Raw genomic sequence first — 15,729 nt, 5'->3', positions numbered from 1 at the left:
TTTTCCTCATTTTAGGGCCTTAAAACGGCACTTGCAAACTTTCAATCTAGGAAAAAACGATAGGTCGGAAGGATGCAAATATGCCTTAATTTTGTGACAAAAACCGTTTTTCACCGAAAGAGCATTGAGTTTACCTCACTAAACGTATCACTTTGGCGGACTATTAGCATGCCTTTGCCCGTCAATAGCATGCTAAAAACTCGTTTTAAGCAATGCTTTTGGCTCAAAAGTAGTTGAAATAAAGCTAAACAACTTTAACATAAAAGCATAATTACCTGTGTAAGAGCGATGTAAGAAACATGCTCATATTTCGCTTATTTACGCCCATCAACATGTTTGTTTGTAAATAAGCCAAGGAGCGGAAGGCATGTTGTCAATAAAATTCAGAAAGATTTTAAATCCTTATTTTATTTTGTCTTCTTTCATACCATTTGCCAAAACAACAAACATTGCTGCCAAATAACAAAATGAGACGAATGAAATGCACCTACGCGAAAGACCGAGAGAAAAATTAAACTTTTCTACACCAAAACGAGAGTTCTTCAAACACGTTTTGTAACTTTGCACTTGCTGGTTGACTCTACGGGGGAGAATCTACCACTCGAAAGTTCCATGTATTTGGTAATATTCATGGGATTCATCAAATTTATTTGATAGATAGATGATGAAAAAAGTTATATTATTATGTATATGTCTTGCTCTTGCATCATGTAGCAGATATTATAAAAACTATAATATTACAGGTGTGGAGCTAAGACATATAGTTATTGCCGATTCACTAGAATTAGGCAAGGACTATTATTTATTAAAATTCAACATCAATTTATGCAATCCTGAAATACGTTTTTTTTCTGGAGGAGGAATAGAACCAGGACTGGATGGCATATACAATAATATGGAAGATTTGGAGATTTATGACAAGACTGGAAGAAATATTACAGATCTGTTTAAAGGATGGTGTATGAATAATAGTGGTATTATAACTGATGGAGTTGATACTTTCGAAGTATTTTCTTCTCCCTTTATTTCTTCTTTTATAGAATCGATTAATTCACATGATTATCAAACTAGAGGAACTAAGGTGGAGAGTTATAGGATTTTTTATGTAAATGTTAATTCTTCCAATAAGTTTGTTGCAAAAAAAATACAATTCAAAAACAGAATAGAAAATGTTGTGGAAGACACTAATGTTATATACAAAGTTAGATGGTGATGTTCCTGATTGGGAGTTAATTTTTTATGTCGGCATTGTATCCAATTGGAATTGTCAAAAGCGGAAAAGTGCAATAATAAAGAACGCCAAGGCAGGCACCATCATGGACAATGCCTACAGCTATGATGCCGTGAGCAACGTGCTGGGCATTCAGAACAACGCCCCGCTCCCGCAGAGCGGCAAGGCAGGCGGACAGATAAGCCACAGCTACACTTATGACCCACTGTATCGTTTGTCAAGCGCAACAGGTACTTACAAGGGTGCGGACAATAAGACGGCATCTTACACCCTTGCCATGGGCTATGACAACATGCACCGCATCACGAGCAAGAAGCAGCACCTCACGCAAAGTAACGTGCAGTTCAACGGTACCCTCAATGCAGGCTATGACCTCACCTATACATATAATAATGATGAGGGCAAGAAATTCCAACTGGCCAGTGTCCGTGACATCAACTACCGCACGGAAGAAACCCCGACGGACAGCACGAACATCAACAACGGACACAAGTACACCTATGATGCCAACGGAAACCTTGTCTACATCAACACCAGCCGTGTAAAGCATGATGGCAAGGAAGATGAAAAGGCAACCGAGCAGAAGTACAAGTGGGACGAAGAAAACCGACTCCTTGCAGCCGACGAGAATGGTTTTGTGAGCAACTACTGGTATGATGCCGATGGTGAGCGCACGGTGAAGACTAGTGGTGAGAATGAAGCTATCTTTGTCAATTCCGAGTTCTCGGGTGGCAACACCGGTACGGCACGCTTCAGTCTCTATGTCAGCCCATACCTCGTTGCTGGGCAAGGTGGCAAATATACCAAGCACATCTATGTGGGTAGCCAGCGTATCGTATCTAAACTCGGCGACCTCGCAAGCTACGGTGCGGACCCGAGACGCATCCCGTATGCAGGAAATGAGGCAGATGGCTTGACTATCAATTACAAGGATAAGTACAATCAGCAGTTACAATCCATTAAAGACAATTACAAAACGTTTGACTTACCTTATTCTGGAAAGGACAATGACGACTATGTCAATGGCAAAGGCTTTAGTAGTGATGACGACACGCCGGAGACTTCACAGGCAAGGGCGATGGTCAAGACGAGGGCTGGCGAAGCTGGCACTAACGAGCGGCTGCAGTTCTACTATCACCACGATCACTTGGGCAGCAGTAGTTACATCACCAACTTAGACGGAGAAGTGTCACAGCACATTGAGTATGTGCCGTTTGGCGAAGTATTCATAGAAGAGCGCAACAACACTTGGAACACGCCTTACCTCTTCAACGCCAAGGAATTAGATGAAGAAACCGGGCTATACTATTACGGAGCCAGGTACATGGACCCAAAAATCTCCATGTGGTTAGGGGTAGATCCATTAATGGAGAAATATCCAAGTGTTACTGGGTATTGCTATACGATGGATAACCCAATAAGATTTATTGATCCTGATGGGAGAGATGGCATGGTTACAGGAAATGGGACAGAAACAGACCCATATATTATTACTGCAAAGTATTTCTATAAAAAAGGTACATTAGATGAAAGTCAAAAACAAGGTTTAAATGATGCGATTAATGCATACAATAACTTAGGAGGCGGTAGCGGAATTAAAGTCAAAGAGCAGAATAGAACCTTTTATGCTAAATACAATCTAAGTGCCGAAGAAGTAAAAGATGTGAACGAAGCAAGGCTTAATACATGCTTTGAGACAACCTCCGGGGAGCCACGATATTATGGAAATATCGTTGGAACTGAAGTTTATAATGGAAATGAATATGGTTCTGCCAATAATTTTAGAATAGACTTCAATGTAGAAAACATTAAAAAAGGTATTGAAGAGGGTATTGACTCAAGAGATATTAATACAAGTACAGCAATTCATGAAATTGGACATAATTTGGGTGCAGAACATTCTGATAAGACATCTGTCATGAAGCTATTGGATACAATAGAAAGAACTTCTATAGAAGGAAAGACTTTGAAAACGTACGATTTTCCTAAAGTAGATAAAAACTCTATAAAGGTACTCTTTAATAAGCGGGACACTCCTAAAGCAGATACGAGCAATGGTAGGCTTTGGACAAAGAAAGTGAATTAATAAAAAATACTTATCAATGGAGTATAGCATATATTGCTCCATTGATAAGTTAAAGTTTTGATTTCCTCTATTAGATGATAAAGACAATTATATTATTGGTAATAGTTTTCTATACATTTCCATGCTGGAAGATAAATGCTCAAAGCAGAGATACCTCAAATATCTTTGCAGGATATTACATAGCTGTTTACAATAAGAGCGATTTATCACATAAAAAGATAAGAAGACATCATAAACATTCTTATAACACAGCTGTTGATAGCAGATACAGAACTTATTTTATTCCGATAAAAATTGGAAAAAATAATATTAATCAAAAAAATATATGGAAAGAGGTAACGGACAATAAAAAAGAAAGCGATACAATCTTTATTTTTCCGGACTCTACGGATATAAAGCTATTCAAACAAATTGGGCTGATCGATAGCAATATCTCTGATAAAAAACATCTCTTGCTTCAAGAGATAAAATCCTTACCCTATTATAATACCGCATCAAACAAAGCATATCTATTCAAATGTCTTTATGTCAAAGGAACCTTTTTGCAACTAAGGATAGACACTATAGACAAGAATTGGCAAGATTATTTGTTAGATATATATTCTATTTCAACAAAGAAAAAGAAAAAACTACTTCTTGTTACAGGCATAGATAGTTTGCATTCTATAAAAAGCGATGGAACAGGTAATGCTCCAGATTGGGAGTTGTGAAAATTGGGTCTTGATTATCAGGACTATCTGATAAGTTAAAAATGCGAAGGCAGGAATTAGCGCTTTGCCTTCGCATTATTTTCGCAATTATAGCATAAGCAAATGAAGCAACAGGATAGTTTTGGAACTTTATGCTCCAGATTGGGAGTTGAGTTTCAATGTCCGCATTGCCACTCAAACAATATTATCAGAAGTGGTAAAAGTAGTACAGGTAAACAACGCTACCGATGTAAGAATTGCCAGAACAGTTTTATTACCGTCTACAACATACAAAGCCTATCTTCCTAACATTGATAACTGACCAAAGATGGATTGGACAATCACAGCACGATGCTAACGTTGGGTGTTATGATTTATCAGCATTCATTCTTGTTTACTCTCAAGGGATTTTGTCAGTTGTACTGCTTGTTGTTGAAGTCTAATAAGAAGTTGGGAATAGGTTTCGAGTTTGCTGAGCAGTTGTTGAGCAGTGGCGACAGAATGATAAGTATTGAGGGCTTTCACGGCTTCGTTGTATAGTACGCCTATCTTATGAGTCATGGCAACGATTTCGGAGAGTTTCTCCAAGTAAGGTTCTTTTGCAGGGTCTTGGGTGATGACCTTAAAGGCTTCACCTAAAAGTCTTGCTCGGACAAAATCACTTTTCGTTTTTGCTCCCGACTTGCGGTAGAGTCTGATAAGCTTCTGCTGGTCTTCAGAATTAGGTATCCTGATGTGCCATCTGTCCCATCTTGGGCAGGTGGCACATCTGCCGTCTGGCTTCTTTTGTTTCTGCTTTTTCATTGCTTTCTAATCACGACTTGGGAGTGATTTAATCCCCCTTTGGGGCAAGGGTCTTTGTGGTACAAATGGCAATTTGTGGTACAAAGACACACCTTGCCAGTATAAAGAAAGAGATAGTTTGTTATGTTCCATAAAGTAACCTTTCTGGGGTGCTTTTGATAGACGAGAGTTCAAAGTTCAAGAAGTAAGTCAAGAGATAAGTTTAGACTAATTTCTTGACTTACTGACTTTATGAGCTGACATATTTTTGACTAAAGTTAATTTTGACTTAGGTCGAAACTAATTTCTTGACCAAAGTCATAACTGACCATTTGACTTAAGTCGCGACTGAGTTCTTAACTTAACTCATAACTTACCTGTTTGCGGTATTGGATTATAATGCCTTTCAAGCATAGCTTGTATGTCGCTCTGCCTGTAGAGTATCTTTCCTCCGATTTTGAAATAGGCAATCGTGCCATTGTCCCGATAGTCCTGAAGTGTGCGAGGACTCAACCGTAAAAGTTTGCACACCTCCTCGCCTGTCAGGTAAACCTCTCCACCCAACATCGGACGGGCAGTAGCGCAATACCGCTCCAATTTCTTCAATATTCCTTCCATCAGTTGTGAAAACAACTGCATCTGAGGGTCTTGCTGTGTAATGATTTCGTTCTCTGCCATAGTTCGTTCTGTGTTTGATTTCATTCATTGTTTGCATTCAGTAACTCTGCGATGTCGCTCTCCTTGTAATAGCACTTAACAAAAACATTGCAGCGAATTCAAAATATTCTATAATTTTGTGCATCATAAGATTTTTTGTTACCTTTGCGCTTTAAATAATAACATACTCTAACAGAATATACTTATGGCTAAAAAATTTGCCGAACATCAAGGGTTAGACTTGACCCATACAAACAAGGAAATCTTAGCAAAGTGGGAGGAACTGGATATATTCCACAAGTCTATTGATGAGCGTGAAGGTTGTGAACAGTTCATCTTCTTTGAGGGTCCTCCATCGGCAAACGGTCATCCCGGCATTCATCACGTATTAGCCCGCGCCATCAAGGACACGTTCAACCGGTACAAAACAATGCAAGGGTTCCAAGTGCTGCGCAAGGCTGGATGGGACACACATGGATTGCCCGTGGAGTTGGGTGTTGAAAAAGAACTGGGTATCAATAAGAAAGATATCGACAACAAGGATTCTGAACATTATATTTCGGTAGAAGACTATAACCGTAAATGTCGTGAAAACGTCATGAAGTTCACTGAAGAGTGGCGGAAACTGACCGAAGAAATGGGCTATTTCGTAGATCTTGACCATCCTTACATAACCTACGACAACAAATACATTGAAACGCTGTGGTGGCTTTTGAAGCAACTTTACAACAACGGATTGATGTACAAGGGCTACACCATTCAACCATATTCGCCTGCTGCGGGTACAGGATTGAGCTCGCACGAGTTGAACCAACCTGGCTGTTATCGTGACGTAAAAGACACCACCGTTACGGCAATGTTCAAGACGGATAACGATACGCTGGCTAAGCTTGATGCTGAGTTGGCAGCAAGCACCTGGGGAGCAACTTATTTGGTGGCATGGACCACCACGCCTTGGACGCTTCCGTCTAATACGGCACTCTGCGTAGGGCCGAAGTTTGACTATGTTTCGGTACGCACTTACAATCCTTACACGGCAGAGAAAATCAACATCATCATAGCAGCTGATCGCTTGAATGCCTACTTACCGGCGAAAGGACAGGTCGCTCCAGGTGATGAAATGCCCCCATATAATAAAGGTGAGAAGGTAGTTCCTTATCAAGTGCTTCGACATTATAAAGGAAGTGACCTGGAAGGCTTGCGTTACGAGCAACTGATGCCATGGGTGAAACCCGCTGAGAAAGTGGACGCCAATGCGGCTCCGTTTGTTCAGCAATACGCAAAGGCGCATCCCGAGAACGTGTTCCTGGGCGAAAATGGCAAAGACCAGTTCGTAGAGATGGCGAGTGAGGCTTTCAGAGTAATTCTTGGCGACTACGTTACTACAGACGATGGTACAGGCATTGTGCATATTGCACCAACCTTCGGTGCTGATGATGCCAAGGTGGCAAAGGATGCACGGATACCAGGTTTGTATTTAATCAACAAAAAAGGCGAAACCCGCCCCATGGTTGACCTGCAAGGAAAGTATTATCTCGTTGCAGAACTCGATGCAAACTTCGTGGAAAAATGTGTGGCCGTAGAAGCGTATGCACATCATGCCGGCGACTATGTGAAGAACTCGTATGATCCTAAGTTCAATCCCAATGGGGTGTGGGATGTGGAAGCTTCTGAAAAAGCTGAAGACCTGAACGTCATCATGGTCATGGAGATGAAGATGGAAGGGACGGCATTCAAAATAGAGAAACATGTACACAGCTATCCACACTGCTGGAGAACAGACAAGCCCATCTTGTACTATCCGCTGGATAGCTGGTTCATCAAGGACACGGCCAAGAAAGAACGGATGGTAGAACTGAACAACACCATCAACTGGCAACCAGCGTCTACGGGTTCTGGTCGCTTTGGCAATTGGCTTGAAAATTTGAATGATTGGAACCTAAGTCGCAGTCGTTTCTGGGGAACACCCTTACCAATATGGCGCGATGAGAACAAAGGCGAGAAATGCATTGGTAGTTTGGCCGAATTATACGATGAGCTGGAAAAGAGCGTGGCAGCCGGTTATATGAAGTCGAACCCATTGAAGGATCAAGGCTTTGTACCTGGTGACTATTCGCAAGCCAATTATGACAAGATAGACTTGCACCGACCATACGTCGACAACATTGTGTTGGTAAACGAACAGGGGCAGCCCATGTATCGTGAAAGCGACTTGATTGATGTTTGGTTTGACAGTGGTTCGATGCCCTACGCGCAACAGCACTATCCTTTTGAAGGCGATATGGCCGAGGACAAGACCATGCGTGATGCGCAGGATAGAGTAGTGACCGGAGAAGATGCCCGTAAGGCAATGGTAGAAAGCACCTATCATGGCACGCCCATTCCGCCCGCATTCTTCCCAGCCGACTTTATCAATGAAGGCGTGGATCAGACGCGTGGCTGGTTCTTTACCCTGCACGCCATTGCAACAATGGTTTTCGATTCAGTAGCTTTCAAAAATGTTATATCTACAGGATTGGTTCTCGATGCCAAGGGCAACAAAATGAGTAAGCACCTGGGCAATGTCAAGAATCCATTCGATATGATTGAGAAGTATGGAGCCGATGCCGTGCGTTTTTACATGATGACCAACTCGGCCCCATGGGATAACTTGAAGTTTGATGAAGAAGGTGTTGACGAGATGCGTCGCAAATTCTTCGGTACCTTATATAATACTTATTCATTCTTCGCCTTGTATGCCAACGTGGATGGTTTTGATCCAGCTACGACACAGCCAAACAAGGACCAAGCACCCGAGATTGACTTGTGGATTATTTCGAAACTCAATTCCTTGATTAAAAACGTTGAGACAGCATTGAATGGGTATGACCCTACTCGTGCAGGCAGAATGATTGATAGTTTTGTCAATGACGACCTAAGCAACTGGTATGTTCGTCTCAACAGAAAACGTTTCTGGGGGAAAGAAATGAGTGCTGACAAGCGTTCAGCATACCAAACCCTATATACCTGTTTGATGACCGTAAGCAAGTTGCTGGCTCCTTTCGCTCCGTTCTACGCCGATCAGTTATATCTTGATTTGGGAGGTAAAGCGGAGAGTGTTCATTTAGAATCTTTCCCTGTTGCAGATGAACAATTGGTCAATGAAGACCTGGAAGCACGCATGGACTTGGCACAGAAAGTCACAAGCATGGTGTTGGCGTTGCGTCGCAAAGTGAATGTTAAGGTACGTCAACCGTTAAAGCAGGTGATGATTCCTGCCATCGATGAAGAGCAAAAACGCCGAATCAATGCGATGGCAGATTTGATCAAGCGAGAGGTCAACGTAAAGGAATTGAACTTTATGGAAGGTGAAGGTTTGCTGGTGAAGAAAGTAAAGTGTAACTTCAGAACTATGGGCAAGAAGTTTGGAAAACTCATGAAGGGAGTTGCTAACTTTATGAACAGCGTGGCACAAGAGCAAATCGCATCTCTGGAGCATGATGGAAGCATCAGCTTTGCTGTTGATGGCCAGGAGGTAACGGTTGAAAGAGATGACGTTGAAATCGTCAACGAGGATATTCCAGGCTGGTTGGTGTCCAACGAGGGCAATCTCACCGTGGCTTTGGAGGTTGAATTGACGGATGACCTAAAGAAAGAAGGCATGGCAAGAGAACTCATCAATCGTATTCAGAATCTACGCAAGGAAAGTGATTTTGAGATTACCGACCGAATTAACGTGACTGTTTCTCCCAATGAACATACCGACGGAGCCATACAGGCATTTAGCGATTACATCAAAAGTCAGGTATTGGCAGACAACGTTGGCATTAATCCAAATGATGGGGTAGAGGTTGACTTTGACGATTTCAAACTTCATATTTTAGTAAAAAAAGTATAGTTTCATAACAACAAGTACGGTAAGGAGCGCAGGTTTGTAAGTTTCTGGCTGTACGTTTGAATTCATTTTATATGGAAGAGAAGAAAAGGTATAGCGACGAAGAACTGGAAGAGTTTCGCGCTATTATACATGAAAAATTGAGTTTGGCCCGTAGAGATTACACAAGCATGATGAAACAAATCATGAATTCTGACGGTAATGACATCGATGATACGTCACCTACCTATAAAGCTCTTGAAGAGGGTAGTGCCACGCAAACCAAAGAAGAACTGGTACAGATGGCTAACCGCCAGCAGAAGTTCATCCAAGGTTTGGAAGCTGCATTGGTGCGAATCAACAACAAAACGTACGGTATTGATCGGATGACGGGTGAATTGATTCCGAAAGAAAGATTGAAAGCTGTGCCGCATGCCACTTTGAGCGTGGCATCAAAGAAAGCACGAAACCATTAATGCAGGCTGACATTCTAAGTATCGTAATCAGAAGTTGATGAAGAGATATATTACAGACGGAAAATTAGCGATAATCATAGTTGTGGCCATTTTGGTGATTGATCAGATTATCAAGATTTTGGTCAAGACCCACATGGCCTTGGATGACTCTATTCACATAGCCGATTGGTTCTACATCAGGTTCATCGAGAACAATGGAATGGCATACGGTATGACCTTTTTCAACAAACTGACGTTGAGCCTTTTCAGAATAGTTGCCATCTCGGTGATTTCGTACTATGTGTATAAATTGGTGAAGCGTCCGCAACCAAGAGGTTACATCATCTGTCTGTCCATGATTCTTGCTGGTGCGATGGGGAATATCATCGACTCTATGTTTTATGGCTTGATATTCTCTCCCTCCACACCTTATGAAATCGCAGAGTTTGTGCCATTCGGTTCAGGCTATGCATCATTTCTACATGGTAAGGTGGTAGACATGTTTTATTTCCCCATCATTGAAACGACATGGCCACAATGGGTGCCACAATTTGGTGGGAAAGAATTTATCTTCTTCTCACCTATATTCAATTTCGCAGATGCATGCATCAGCGTTGGCGTAGTTCTTCTGCTGCTTTTCTACCGGAAAGAATTGGAACTCATTGGAACTACCATGAAGGGAGAGACCAAAAATGAGGAATCGCATGAGTGATCAATCGTCTAAATACTATTTGCTCTTTGCTTTCTTCTTGCTGGCAATGGTATCGTGCACTCCCTCTGTGCCTAATCGTTACATCCAGCCAGACAAAATGGAGGACATCTTGTACGATTACCACATTGCCGATGCCATGTATCAATCGAATAGCGGCGACGCAACAACCATGATTGCCTACAAAACCGCTGTACTGAAAAAGAATGGTGTGTCAGAAGCTGAGTTTGATAGTTCGATGGTTTACTACACAAGGCACACAAGATTGTTACAGAAAATATATGAATCTCTCTCAACAAGGCTGAGCAAGGAAGCACTGGCACTGGGAGCATCTGCAAGTGAGATTAATCAATATAGTTTGAATTCGGCGAATGGAGATACAACCAATGTGTGGACGGGGGAGCGATCGATTGTGTTTTCTCCTTACAGACCTTTTAATCTGAGCTCCTTCACATTGAAGACGGATACGACCTATAAGGCTGGCGACAATTTGTGGCTGAACTTTGATACACAGTTTATTTATCAAGATGGTTCACGAGAAGCTATAGCGATGTTGTCTGTCAAGTTCAATAATGACAGCGTCAGTTCACAACACGTATATGTATCGACACCAAATCATTATACACTTCAAATATCAGATAACAATCACGCCGGTATTAAGGAAATCAAGGGATATTTCATACTTAACAAAGGCAATTCGGCAGATGCGTATAGCACAACCTTTAAGCTGATGATAATCTCAAACATCAGTTTGATTAGAATCCATGCACCGAAACAGAAGCGCACAGGAGAAGCACCTGCTGACTCTACTTCTTCTGACGCGAGACACAAAGGCGGAAATGATTCGCTGAAATCAGCGGTTCAAATATCGGCATCATCACAAAGAATGCAAAATGCCAATGAAAAAGTACCGGCATCAGCTGCAATAAGATAGGCATTTTTATAAATACAATAATACCATATACGATTATGATGAGATTTGTTTTTACCAAGAGTGAGCATAACGTTGATTCGCTATGTATGAAAGTTGTTTTCATGACGGTTTGTGCACTTGTCCTCAACCTGCAGAATGTTTTGGCATGCACGAACTTTATTGTGGGAAAGAAGGCCTCTGCAGATGGCTCAGTTATCTGTTCTTACAACGCAGATGATTATGGGCTGTTTATTGGCTTGTGCCATTTCCCTGCAGGTAAACATCAACCTGGCACGATGCGTGATATTTACGACTGGGATAATAACGAGTATCATGGCCAAATTCCAGAAGCAGCTGAAACCTATAATGTCATTGGCAACATCAATGAATACCAAGTGACAATTGGAGAAACAACTTATGGCGGAAGGGAAGAAATGGTTGATTCAACTGGCATAATCGACTATGGTTCACTGATATACATCGCGTTGCAACGGTCAAAAACAGCGCGGGAAGCAATCAAGGTGATGACTACTTTGACCAATCAATATGGATATAACAGTGAAGGTGAGACTTTTACCATTTGTGATCCCAATGAAGCTTGGATCATGGAAATGATGGGGAAGGGACCTGGTAGTAAAGGCACCGTATGGGTGGCCATGCGTATTCCTGATGACGCTATATGCGGACATGCAAACCAAAGTCGCATCTCGAAGTTCAACATGAAGGACAAGAAGAACGTCATGTATGCGAAAGACGTTGTTAAATTTGCAAGGGAGAAAGGTTGGTATTCAGGAAAAGATGCTGACTTTTCTTGGAAAGATACTTATGCGAAACCTGATTTTTCCGGTAGAAGGTTCTGTGATGCTCGCGTATGGAGCTTTTTCAATCATTTCCAAGATATGACTCGCTATTTGCCATGGGCAATGGGCAAAGATCCAAATGCAGAAGACATGCCTCTGTGGATTTATCCGAAGAAGAAAGTGAGCGTGCAAGATATCCAAACATGCATGCGCGATCATTACGAAGGTACACCACTTGCTTTGGACAGCGTGGACATTGGAGGTGGAATTTGGCAAATGCCATATCGGCCCACACCGTTGATGTATAAGGTTGGTGACAAGCAGTATTTTAATGAGCGGCCTACGTCTACTCAACAATCTGCATTTTCCTATGTCAGTCAGATGAGAAACTGGTTGCCACGTGAAATCGGCGGACTTCTTTGGTTTGGCAATGATGATGGGAACATGATTGCATATACTCCTATCTATTGCGGAAATACAACGCAACCAGAGTGTTACAACACGCCAGGTGCAGATGCTGTTACATTCTCAGATAAAAATGCGTTTTGGGTTTGTAACTGGGTTAGCAACATGGTTTATCCGCGTTATCATCAGATGTTCGGTGACCTTCAAACAGTCCGTGATTCCTTGGAATCATCGTATTTTAACAATCAACAAGAAATAGAAGCTGAAGCTCAAAGACGATATAGCTCCAACAAACTTGATGCAATTAATTATCTTAATGATTATTCCAACCAAAAGGCGCAAGAGATGCTTGGGCGATGGAAGCAACTTGCAATACATTTGATTGTGAAATACAACGACATGACAATAAAGCCAGAAAGAAACGGTCGATTCTTAAAAACAAAGACAGGTCTCGGAGCTAAAGTCAAACGTCCCGGCTTTCCAAAATCATTTGCAAAGGAACTTGTCACTCGCACTGGAACAAAATATTTGACGAAGGAAGAAAACTAACACTTTCAATATAAGGTTATTTAGTATGCAACTTTACATATAACCGTTATTATGGTAAATAAAAGGTTTTAACCTTGATTTCACAGATAAACGACAAAAACTTTCGGGTGGATATTATGTTTGTTTCAGTGTTAATCTCTCTTAAAATTAGTGTTTAGTTCGCCTATTTCATCAGATTACAATGAAAAATGAGTACCTTTGCAGCTGATTTAGTCCGTTAAGGCCAGAATAAGTACTGATAAGTATCAGTCGCCTTGCGGAAGAAAACCGTTTATTAATAAATAATAATGTACGCAATCGTAGAAATTAACGGTCAGCAGTTTAAAGTTGAACAAGGAAAAAAGCTTTTTGTTCACCACATCAAAGATGTTGAGAGTGGAAAAACTGTTGAGTTTGACAAGGTACTCCTGGTAGACAATGAAGGAGCTATCACTGTCGGCACACCTACTGTAGAAGGTGCAAAAGTAGTAGTAGAAGTTGTGAACCCTCTTGTGAAAGGTGACAAAGTCATCGTTTTCAAGATGAAGCGTCGCAAAGACTATCGTAAGAAGAATGGTCATCGCGAGCAGTTCACTGAAGTAGAAGTTAAACAAGTAATCGCTTAAATTTTAGGAGGAATTCAACAATGGCACATAAGAAAGGTGTAGGTAGTTCTAAGAACGGCCGTGATTCAGAATCGAAAAGATTAGGCGTAAAGATTTGGGGTGGTCAAAGTGTCATCGCAGGCAACATCATTGTTCGTCAACGTGGCTCAAAGCATAACCCAGGACAGAATGTTGGAATGGGCAAAGACGATACACTATATGCTTTAAGTGATGGTATCGTTTATTTCCAAAAAGGTCGTAAAGACAAGAGTACCGTTTCTGTTCTTTCAGAAGAAGCTTACGCAGAAAAAATGAAAAAAGCAGAAGCTTAACAATTTTCAAACTTATTCCAAACAAACAACAGGTTCCCAATTCTCATCCGAGGATTGGGATTCTTGCTTAAGAATCTTTCGCTACATTACAAGATACTGTTTGACTTTCAGTGAGAAGTTGTTTAGCCCTGAACTCTAATCATAACGAATTATTAGGGGTCAGTCTGTAGATTCAGTGAATATAAAAACAAAAAGCTCTTTCAGTGGCTGCAGTTTCTCGTCATATATGTAATGACATAACGCAGCTATATTGCCTATCATCATAACCGTCTGTGAAAGGAAATTTTTGAGACCAAAGCCCCATGTGAGCTTTGGTCTCAAAGATTCATTTCTTATTGTTTTGCAACCTTCAGTTTGGCAGGCTTCATTCCTGCTGAACAGTCAATGGTGAAGACGTAGGTTTCTCCATCTTTGATTGTTGCATCGTCGGCGATGGCGATATTGCCATCTTTCTCCTGAACTTTGAAATAGGGATTGTCGGTAACGAGATAATGGTCGGAACCAGCTTTACCGAATTCCACACCCCAGTTGGGCTGACCGAAGAACTTGAAGTTGATATCTTTGGCATTCAGTTGCTGTCCGATGGTCAACGTCACTTGGTATACTTTATCAGCTATGGGAGCCATGGCCACATCAACATCTACCCCAGTCCACCAGCCATGGTTGATGGCTTTCCATGTAGGCTTGTTCATACCTTCGCTTCCGATAATCCATATACAACCTGTGCCGTCGGGTTGTAGTGAGGCTGGGTTGCCATTCTCTGCCAGCGGATGTATGCGGAAGTACTTCTTCTCGAAGTCTGCCGTGAGCGAATAGCTTCCCGTGAGGGCTTCGAATGTGAATGTGCCGTCGTTGTTCCGGCTCAGGAAATCTGGGTCGTAATACCATTCGTCTGATTTCATTTCCGGTGATCCCTCAAACTCATATAGTTTTCCTCGCGACATATTTAGCACTTGTGTTTCGCCGCTTGTGGCAAACTGAACTAATGTGACTTGGGCTTCGTAGGTTGGTCCGTACTCGAAATACCGCATATCGAAGCTGATCTCTACATCTCCCGCATTCTCAGAGGTAAAGGTGATGTCGCCATCGTTTCCCAGGGCTACTTCCTTGCCATTCCATCCAAACAACAATGGCTCGTGTGTATTCCCAACGGTAGGAGCCTTGAAATGGCCCTTGGTAACCGTAGAGGGAGTATTGATGATAGTGGTGAACAAGTAGGGATTCTCGGCTGATGGTGTCATGGCATAAGTTTTCCCATCTGCACAAACGAAATCGATGGATTTGAATTTCGGACGTTGGATGTCCACCTCAAGACTTTTTTCTGTTATTGCCAGAGATACATCCTGTAGTGTAAAGCGAAGCTCGGCCGTACCATTGGGAATGGAACGGTAAAAAGGCGCTTTAATACGTCCGCTGTATGTTCCCTCTGTCTTGGTTCTGACTGTTTGTGTGGCTACGACTTCCCCTCCGTAGCACAGTTCTACTTTAAGGGTGGAGAGGGGAACTCCCGTGCTGTTAGAGCAGTTCACATGATAATCTATACTGTCGCCCATCGTGGCGGAAAGCCGTTCGGTAGAAACCGTGATGACAGGATTCCCTGTCGTGGTTTCTTCATCATTACAGGCCACAAGTAGCGGCACTGCAATGATGAGAGCAAGGATATGTTTGATATATCTTTTCATT

At 41.9% G+C, this 15,729-nt stretch carries 14 protein-coding genes; 11 read left to right on the top strand and 3 right to left on the bottom strand.

Going from position 1 to position 15,729, the window contains the following annotated elements; translation table 11 throughout:
* The first annotated feature begins 661 nt into the window (after nucleotides 1-661).
* The 4 genes from NQ518_RS03110 to NQ518_RS13570 all read left to right on the top strand — a co-directional run bounded on the left by NQ518_RS03110 (nucleotide 662) and on the right by NQ518_RS13570 (nucleotide 4,315).
* Nucleotides 662-1,213 (top strand): hypothetical protein, encoded by a 552-nt coding sequence (locus NQ518_RS03110; protein ID WP_102697048.1) that lies wholly within the window; start codon nucleotides 662-664, stop codon nucleotides 1,211-1,213.
* A complete protein-coding gene (locus NQ518_RS03105; protein WP_227960909.1) occupies nucleotides 1,188-3,317 on the top strand; it encodes an RHS repeat-associated core domain-containing protein in 2,130 nt (709 codons plus the stop codon). The genes NQ518_RS03110 and NQ518_RS03105 overlap by 26 nt, the downstream gene beginning before the upstream one ends.
* Before the next feature lie 74 nt (nucleotides 3,318-3,391).
* Entirely contained in the window at nucleotides 3,392-4,027 is a 636-nt protein-coding gene (locus NQ518_RS03100) for a hypothetical protein (RefSeq protein ID WP_227960911.1), read from the top strand.
* A 102-nt stretch (nucleotides 4,028-4,129) separates the two neighbouring features.
* On the top strand, nucleotides 4,130-4,315 hold the full coding sequence (locus NQ518_RS13570) for an IS1/IS1595 family N-terminal zinc-binding domain-containing protein (RefSeq protein ID WP_081454833.1): 186 nt from the start codon (nucleotides 4,130-4,132) through the stop codon (nucleotides 4,313-4,315).
* Nucleotides 4,316-4,390: 75 nt separating this feature from the next.
* On the opposite strand, the gene NQ518_RS03095 is transcribed toward NQ518_RS13570, so the two are convergent.
* On the bottom strand, nucleotides 4,391-4,810 hold the full coding sequence (locus tag NQ518_RS03095) for a plasmid mobilization protein (protein ID WP_004347770.1): 420 nt from the start codon (nucleotides 4,808-4,810) through the stop codon (nucleotides 4,391-4,393).
* 345 nt (nucleotides 4,811-5,155) lie between these two features.
* Nucleotides 5,156-5,467, bottom strand: coding sequence for a helix-turn-helix domain-containing protein (locus NQ518_RS03090; RefSeq protein WP_044071569.1), 312 nt, complete (start codon nucleotides 5,465-5,467; stop codon nucleotides 5,156-5,158).
* A 184-nt stretch (nucleotides 5,468-5,651) separates the two neighbouring features.
* Here NQ518_RS03090 and ileS point away from each other — a divergent pair, with 184 nt between their 5' ends.
* From ileS to rpmA, 7 genes are all read left to right on the top strand, one after another.
* Nucleotides 5,652-9,323: an isoleucine--tRNA ligase gene (gene ileS, locus NQ518_RS03085; RefSeq protein ID WP_227960913.1), complete on the top strand. Its 3,672-nt coding sequence runs from the start codon at nucleotides 5,652-5,654 to the stop codon at nucleotides 9,321-9,323.
* Nucleotides 9,324-9,394: 71 nt separating this feature from the next.
* On the top strand, nucleotides 9,395-9,775 hold the full coding sequence (locus tag NQ518_RS03080) for a TraR/DksA family transcriptional regulator (RefSeq protein ID WP_023057477.1): 381 nt from the start codon (nucleotides 9,395-9,397) through the stop codon (nucleotides 9,773-9,775).
* Between the two features lie 37 nt (nucleotides 9,776-9,812).
* Nucleotides 9,813-10,466, top strand: a complete 654-nt coding sequence (locus NQ518_RS03075) for a lipoprotein signal peptidase (RefSeq protein ID WP_227960915.1) — start codon at nucleotides 9,813-9,815, stop codon at nucleotides 10,464-10,466.
* A complete protein-coding gene (locus NQ518_RS03070) occupies nucleotides 10,459-11,397 on the top strand; it encodes a DUF4296 domain-containing protein (RefSeq protein WP_227960917.1) in 939 nt (312 codons plus the stop codon). The genes NQ518_RS03075 and NQ518_RS03070 overlap by 8 nt, the downstream gene beginning before the upstream one ends.
* Before the next feature lie 86 nt (nucleotides 11,398-11,483).
* Nucleotides 11,484-13,130, top strand: a complete 1,647-nt coding sequence (locus NQ518_RS03065; protein ID WP_227960918.1) for a dipeptidase — start codon at nucleotides 11,484-11,486, stop codon at nucleotides 13,128-13,130.
* Nucleotides 13,131-13,417: 287 nt separating this feature from the next.
* Nucleotides 13,418-13,735, top strand: a complete 318-nt coding sequence (rplU, locus tag NQ518_RS03060) for a 50S ribosomal protein L21 (protein WP_004347757.1) — start codon at nucleotides 13,418-13,420, stop codon at nucleotides 13,733-13,735.
* A gap of 20 nt (nucleotides 13,736-13,755) precedes the next feature.
* Nucleotides 13,756-14,046, top strand: coding sequence for a 50S ribosomal protein L27 (gene rpmA, locus NQ518_RS03055; protein ID WP_008121848.1), 291 nt, complete (start codon nucleotides 13,756-13,758; stop codon nucleotides 14,044-14,046).
* 332 nt (nucleotides 14,047-14,378) lie between these two features.
* Here rpmA and NQ518_RS03050 read toward each other — a convergent pair whose 3' ends face one another.
* A complete protein-coding gene (locus NQ518_RS03050) occupies nucleotides 14,379-15,728 on the bottom strand; it encodes a DUF5121 domain-containing protein (RefSeq protein ID WP_227960920.1) in 1,350 nt (449 codons plus the stop codon).
* Between the last annotated feature and the right edge of the window lies 1 nt (nucleotide 15,729).

Origin of the sequence: Hoylesella buccalis ATCC 35310, from assembly GCF_025151385.1 — a bacterium.
GTDB lineage: Bacteria > Bacteroidota > Bacteroidia > Bacteroidales > Bacteroidaceae > Prevotella > Prevotella buccalis.
The sequence above is the reverse complement of the archived record's forward strand: the minus strand, read 5'-3'. Positions and strand labels throughout refer to the sequence as shown.

What these genes read in the sequence shown, in the direction of transcription:
- NQ518_RS03110 (WP_102697048.1), top strand. Translation starts at nt 662, where the DNA reads ATGATGAAAAAAGTTATATTATTATGTATATGTCTTGCTCTTGCATCA.
- NQ518_RS03105 (WP_227960909.1), top strand. Translation starts at nt 1,188, where the DNA reads ATGTTATATACAAAGTTAGATGGTGATGTTCCTGATTGGGAGTTAATT.
- NQ518_RS03100 (WP_227960911.1), top strand. Translation starts at nt 3,392, where the DNA reads ATGATAAAGACAATTATATTATTGGTAATAGTTTTCTATACATTTCCA.
- NQ518_RS13570 (WP_081454833.1), top strand. Translation starts at nt 4,130, where the DNA reads ATGAAGCAACAGGATAGTTTTGGAACTTTATGCTCCAGATTGGGAGTT.
- NQ518_RS03095 (WP_004347770.1), bottom strand. Translation starts at nt 4,810, where the DNA reads ATGAAAAAGCAGAAACAAAAGAAGCCAGACGGCAGATGTGCCACCTGC.
- NQ518_RS03090 (WP_044071569.1), bottom strand. Translation starts at nt 5,467, where the DNA reads ATGGCAGAGAACGAAATCATTACACAGCAAGACCCTCAGATGCAGTTG.
- ileS (WP_227960913.1), top strand. Translation starts at nt 5,652, where the DNA reads ATGGCTAAAAAATTTGCCGAACATCAAGGGTTAGACTTGACCCATACA.
- NQ518_RS03080 (WP_023057477.1), top strand. Translation starts at nt 9,395, where the DNA reads ATGGAAGAGAAGAAAAGGTATAGCGACGAAGAACTGGAAGAGTTTCGC.
- NQ518_RS03075 (WP_227960915.1), top strand. Translation starts at nt 9,813, where the DNA reads ATGAAGAGATATATTACAGACGGAAAATTAGCGATAATCATAGTTGTG.
- NQ518_RS03070 (WP_227960917.1), top strand. Translation starts at nt 10,459, where the DNA reads ATGAGTGATCAATCGTCTAAATACTATTTGCTCTTTGCTTTCTTCTTG.
- NQ518_RS03065 (WP_227960918.1), top strand. Translation starts at nt 11,484, where the DNA reads ATGAAAGTTGTTTTCATGACGGTTTGTGCACTTGTCCTCAACCTGCAG.
- rplU (WP_004347757.1), top strand. Translation starts at nt 13,418, where the DNA reads ATGTACGCAATCGTAGAAATTAACGGTCAGCAGTTTAAAGTTGAACAA.
- rpmA (WP_008121848.1), top strand. Translation starts at nt 13,756, where the DNA reads ATGGCACATAAGAAAGGTGTAGGTAGTTCTAAGAACGGCCGTGATTCA.
- NQ518_RS03050 (WP_227960920.1), bottom strand. Translation starts at nt 15,728, where the DNA reads ATGAAAAGATATATCAAACATATCCTTGCTCTCATCATTGCAGTGCCG.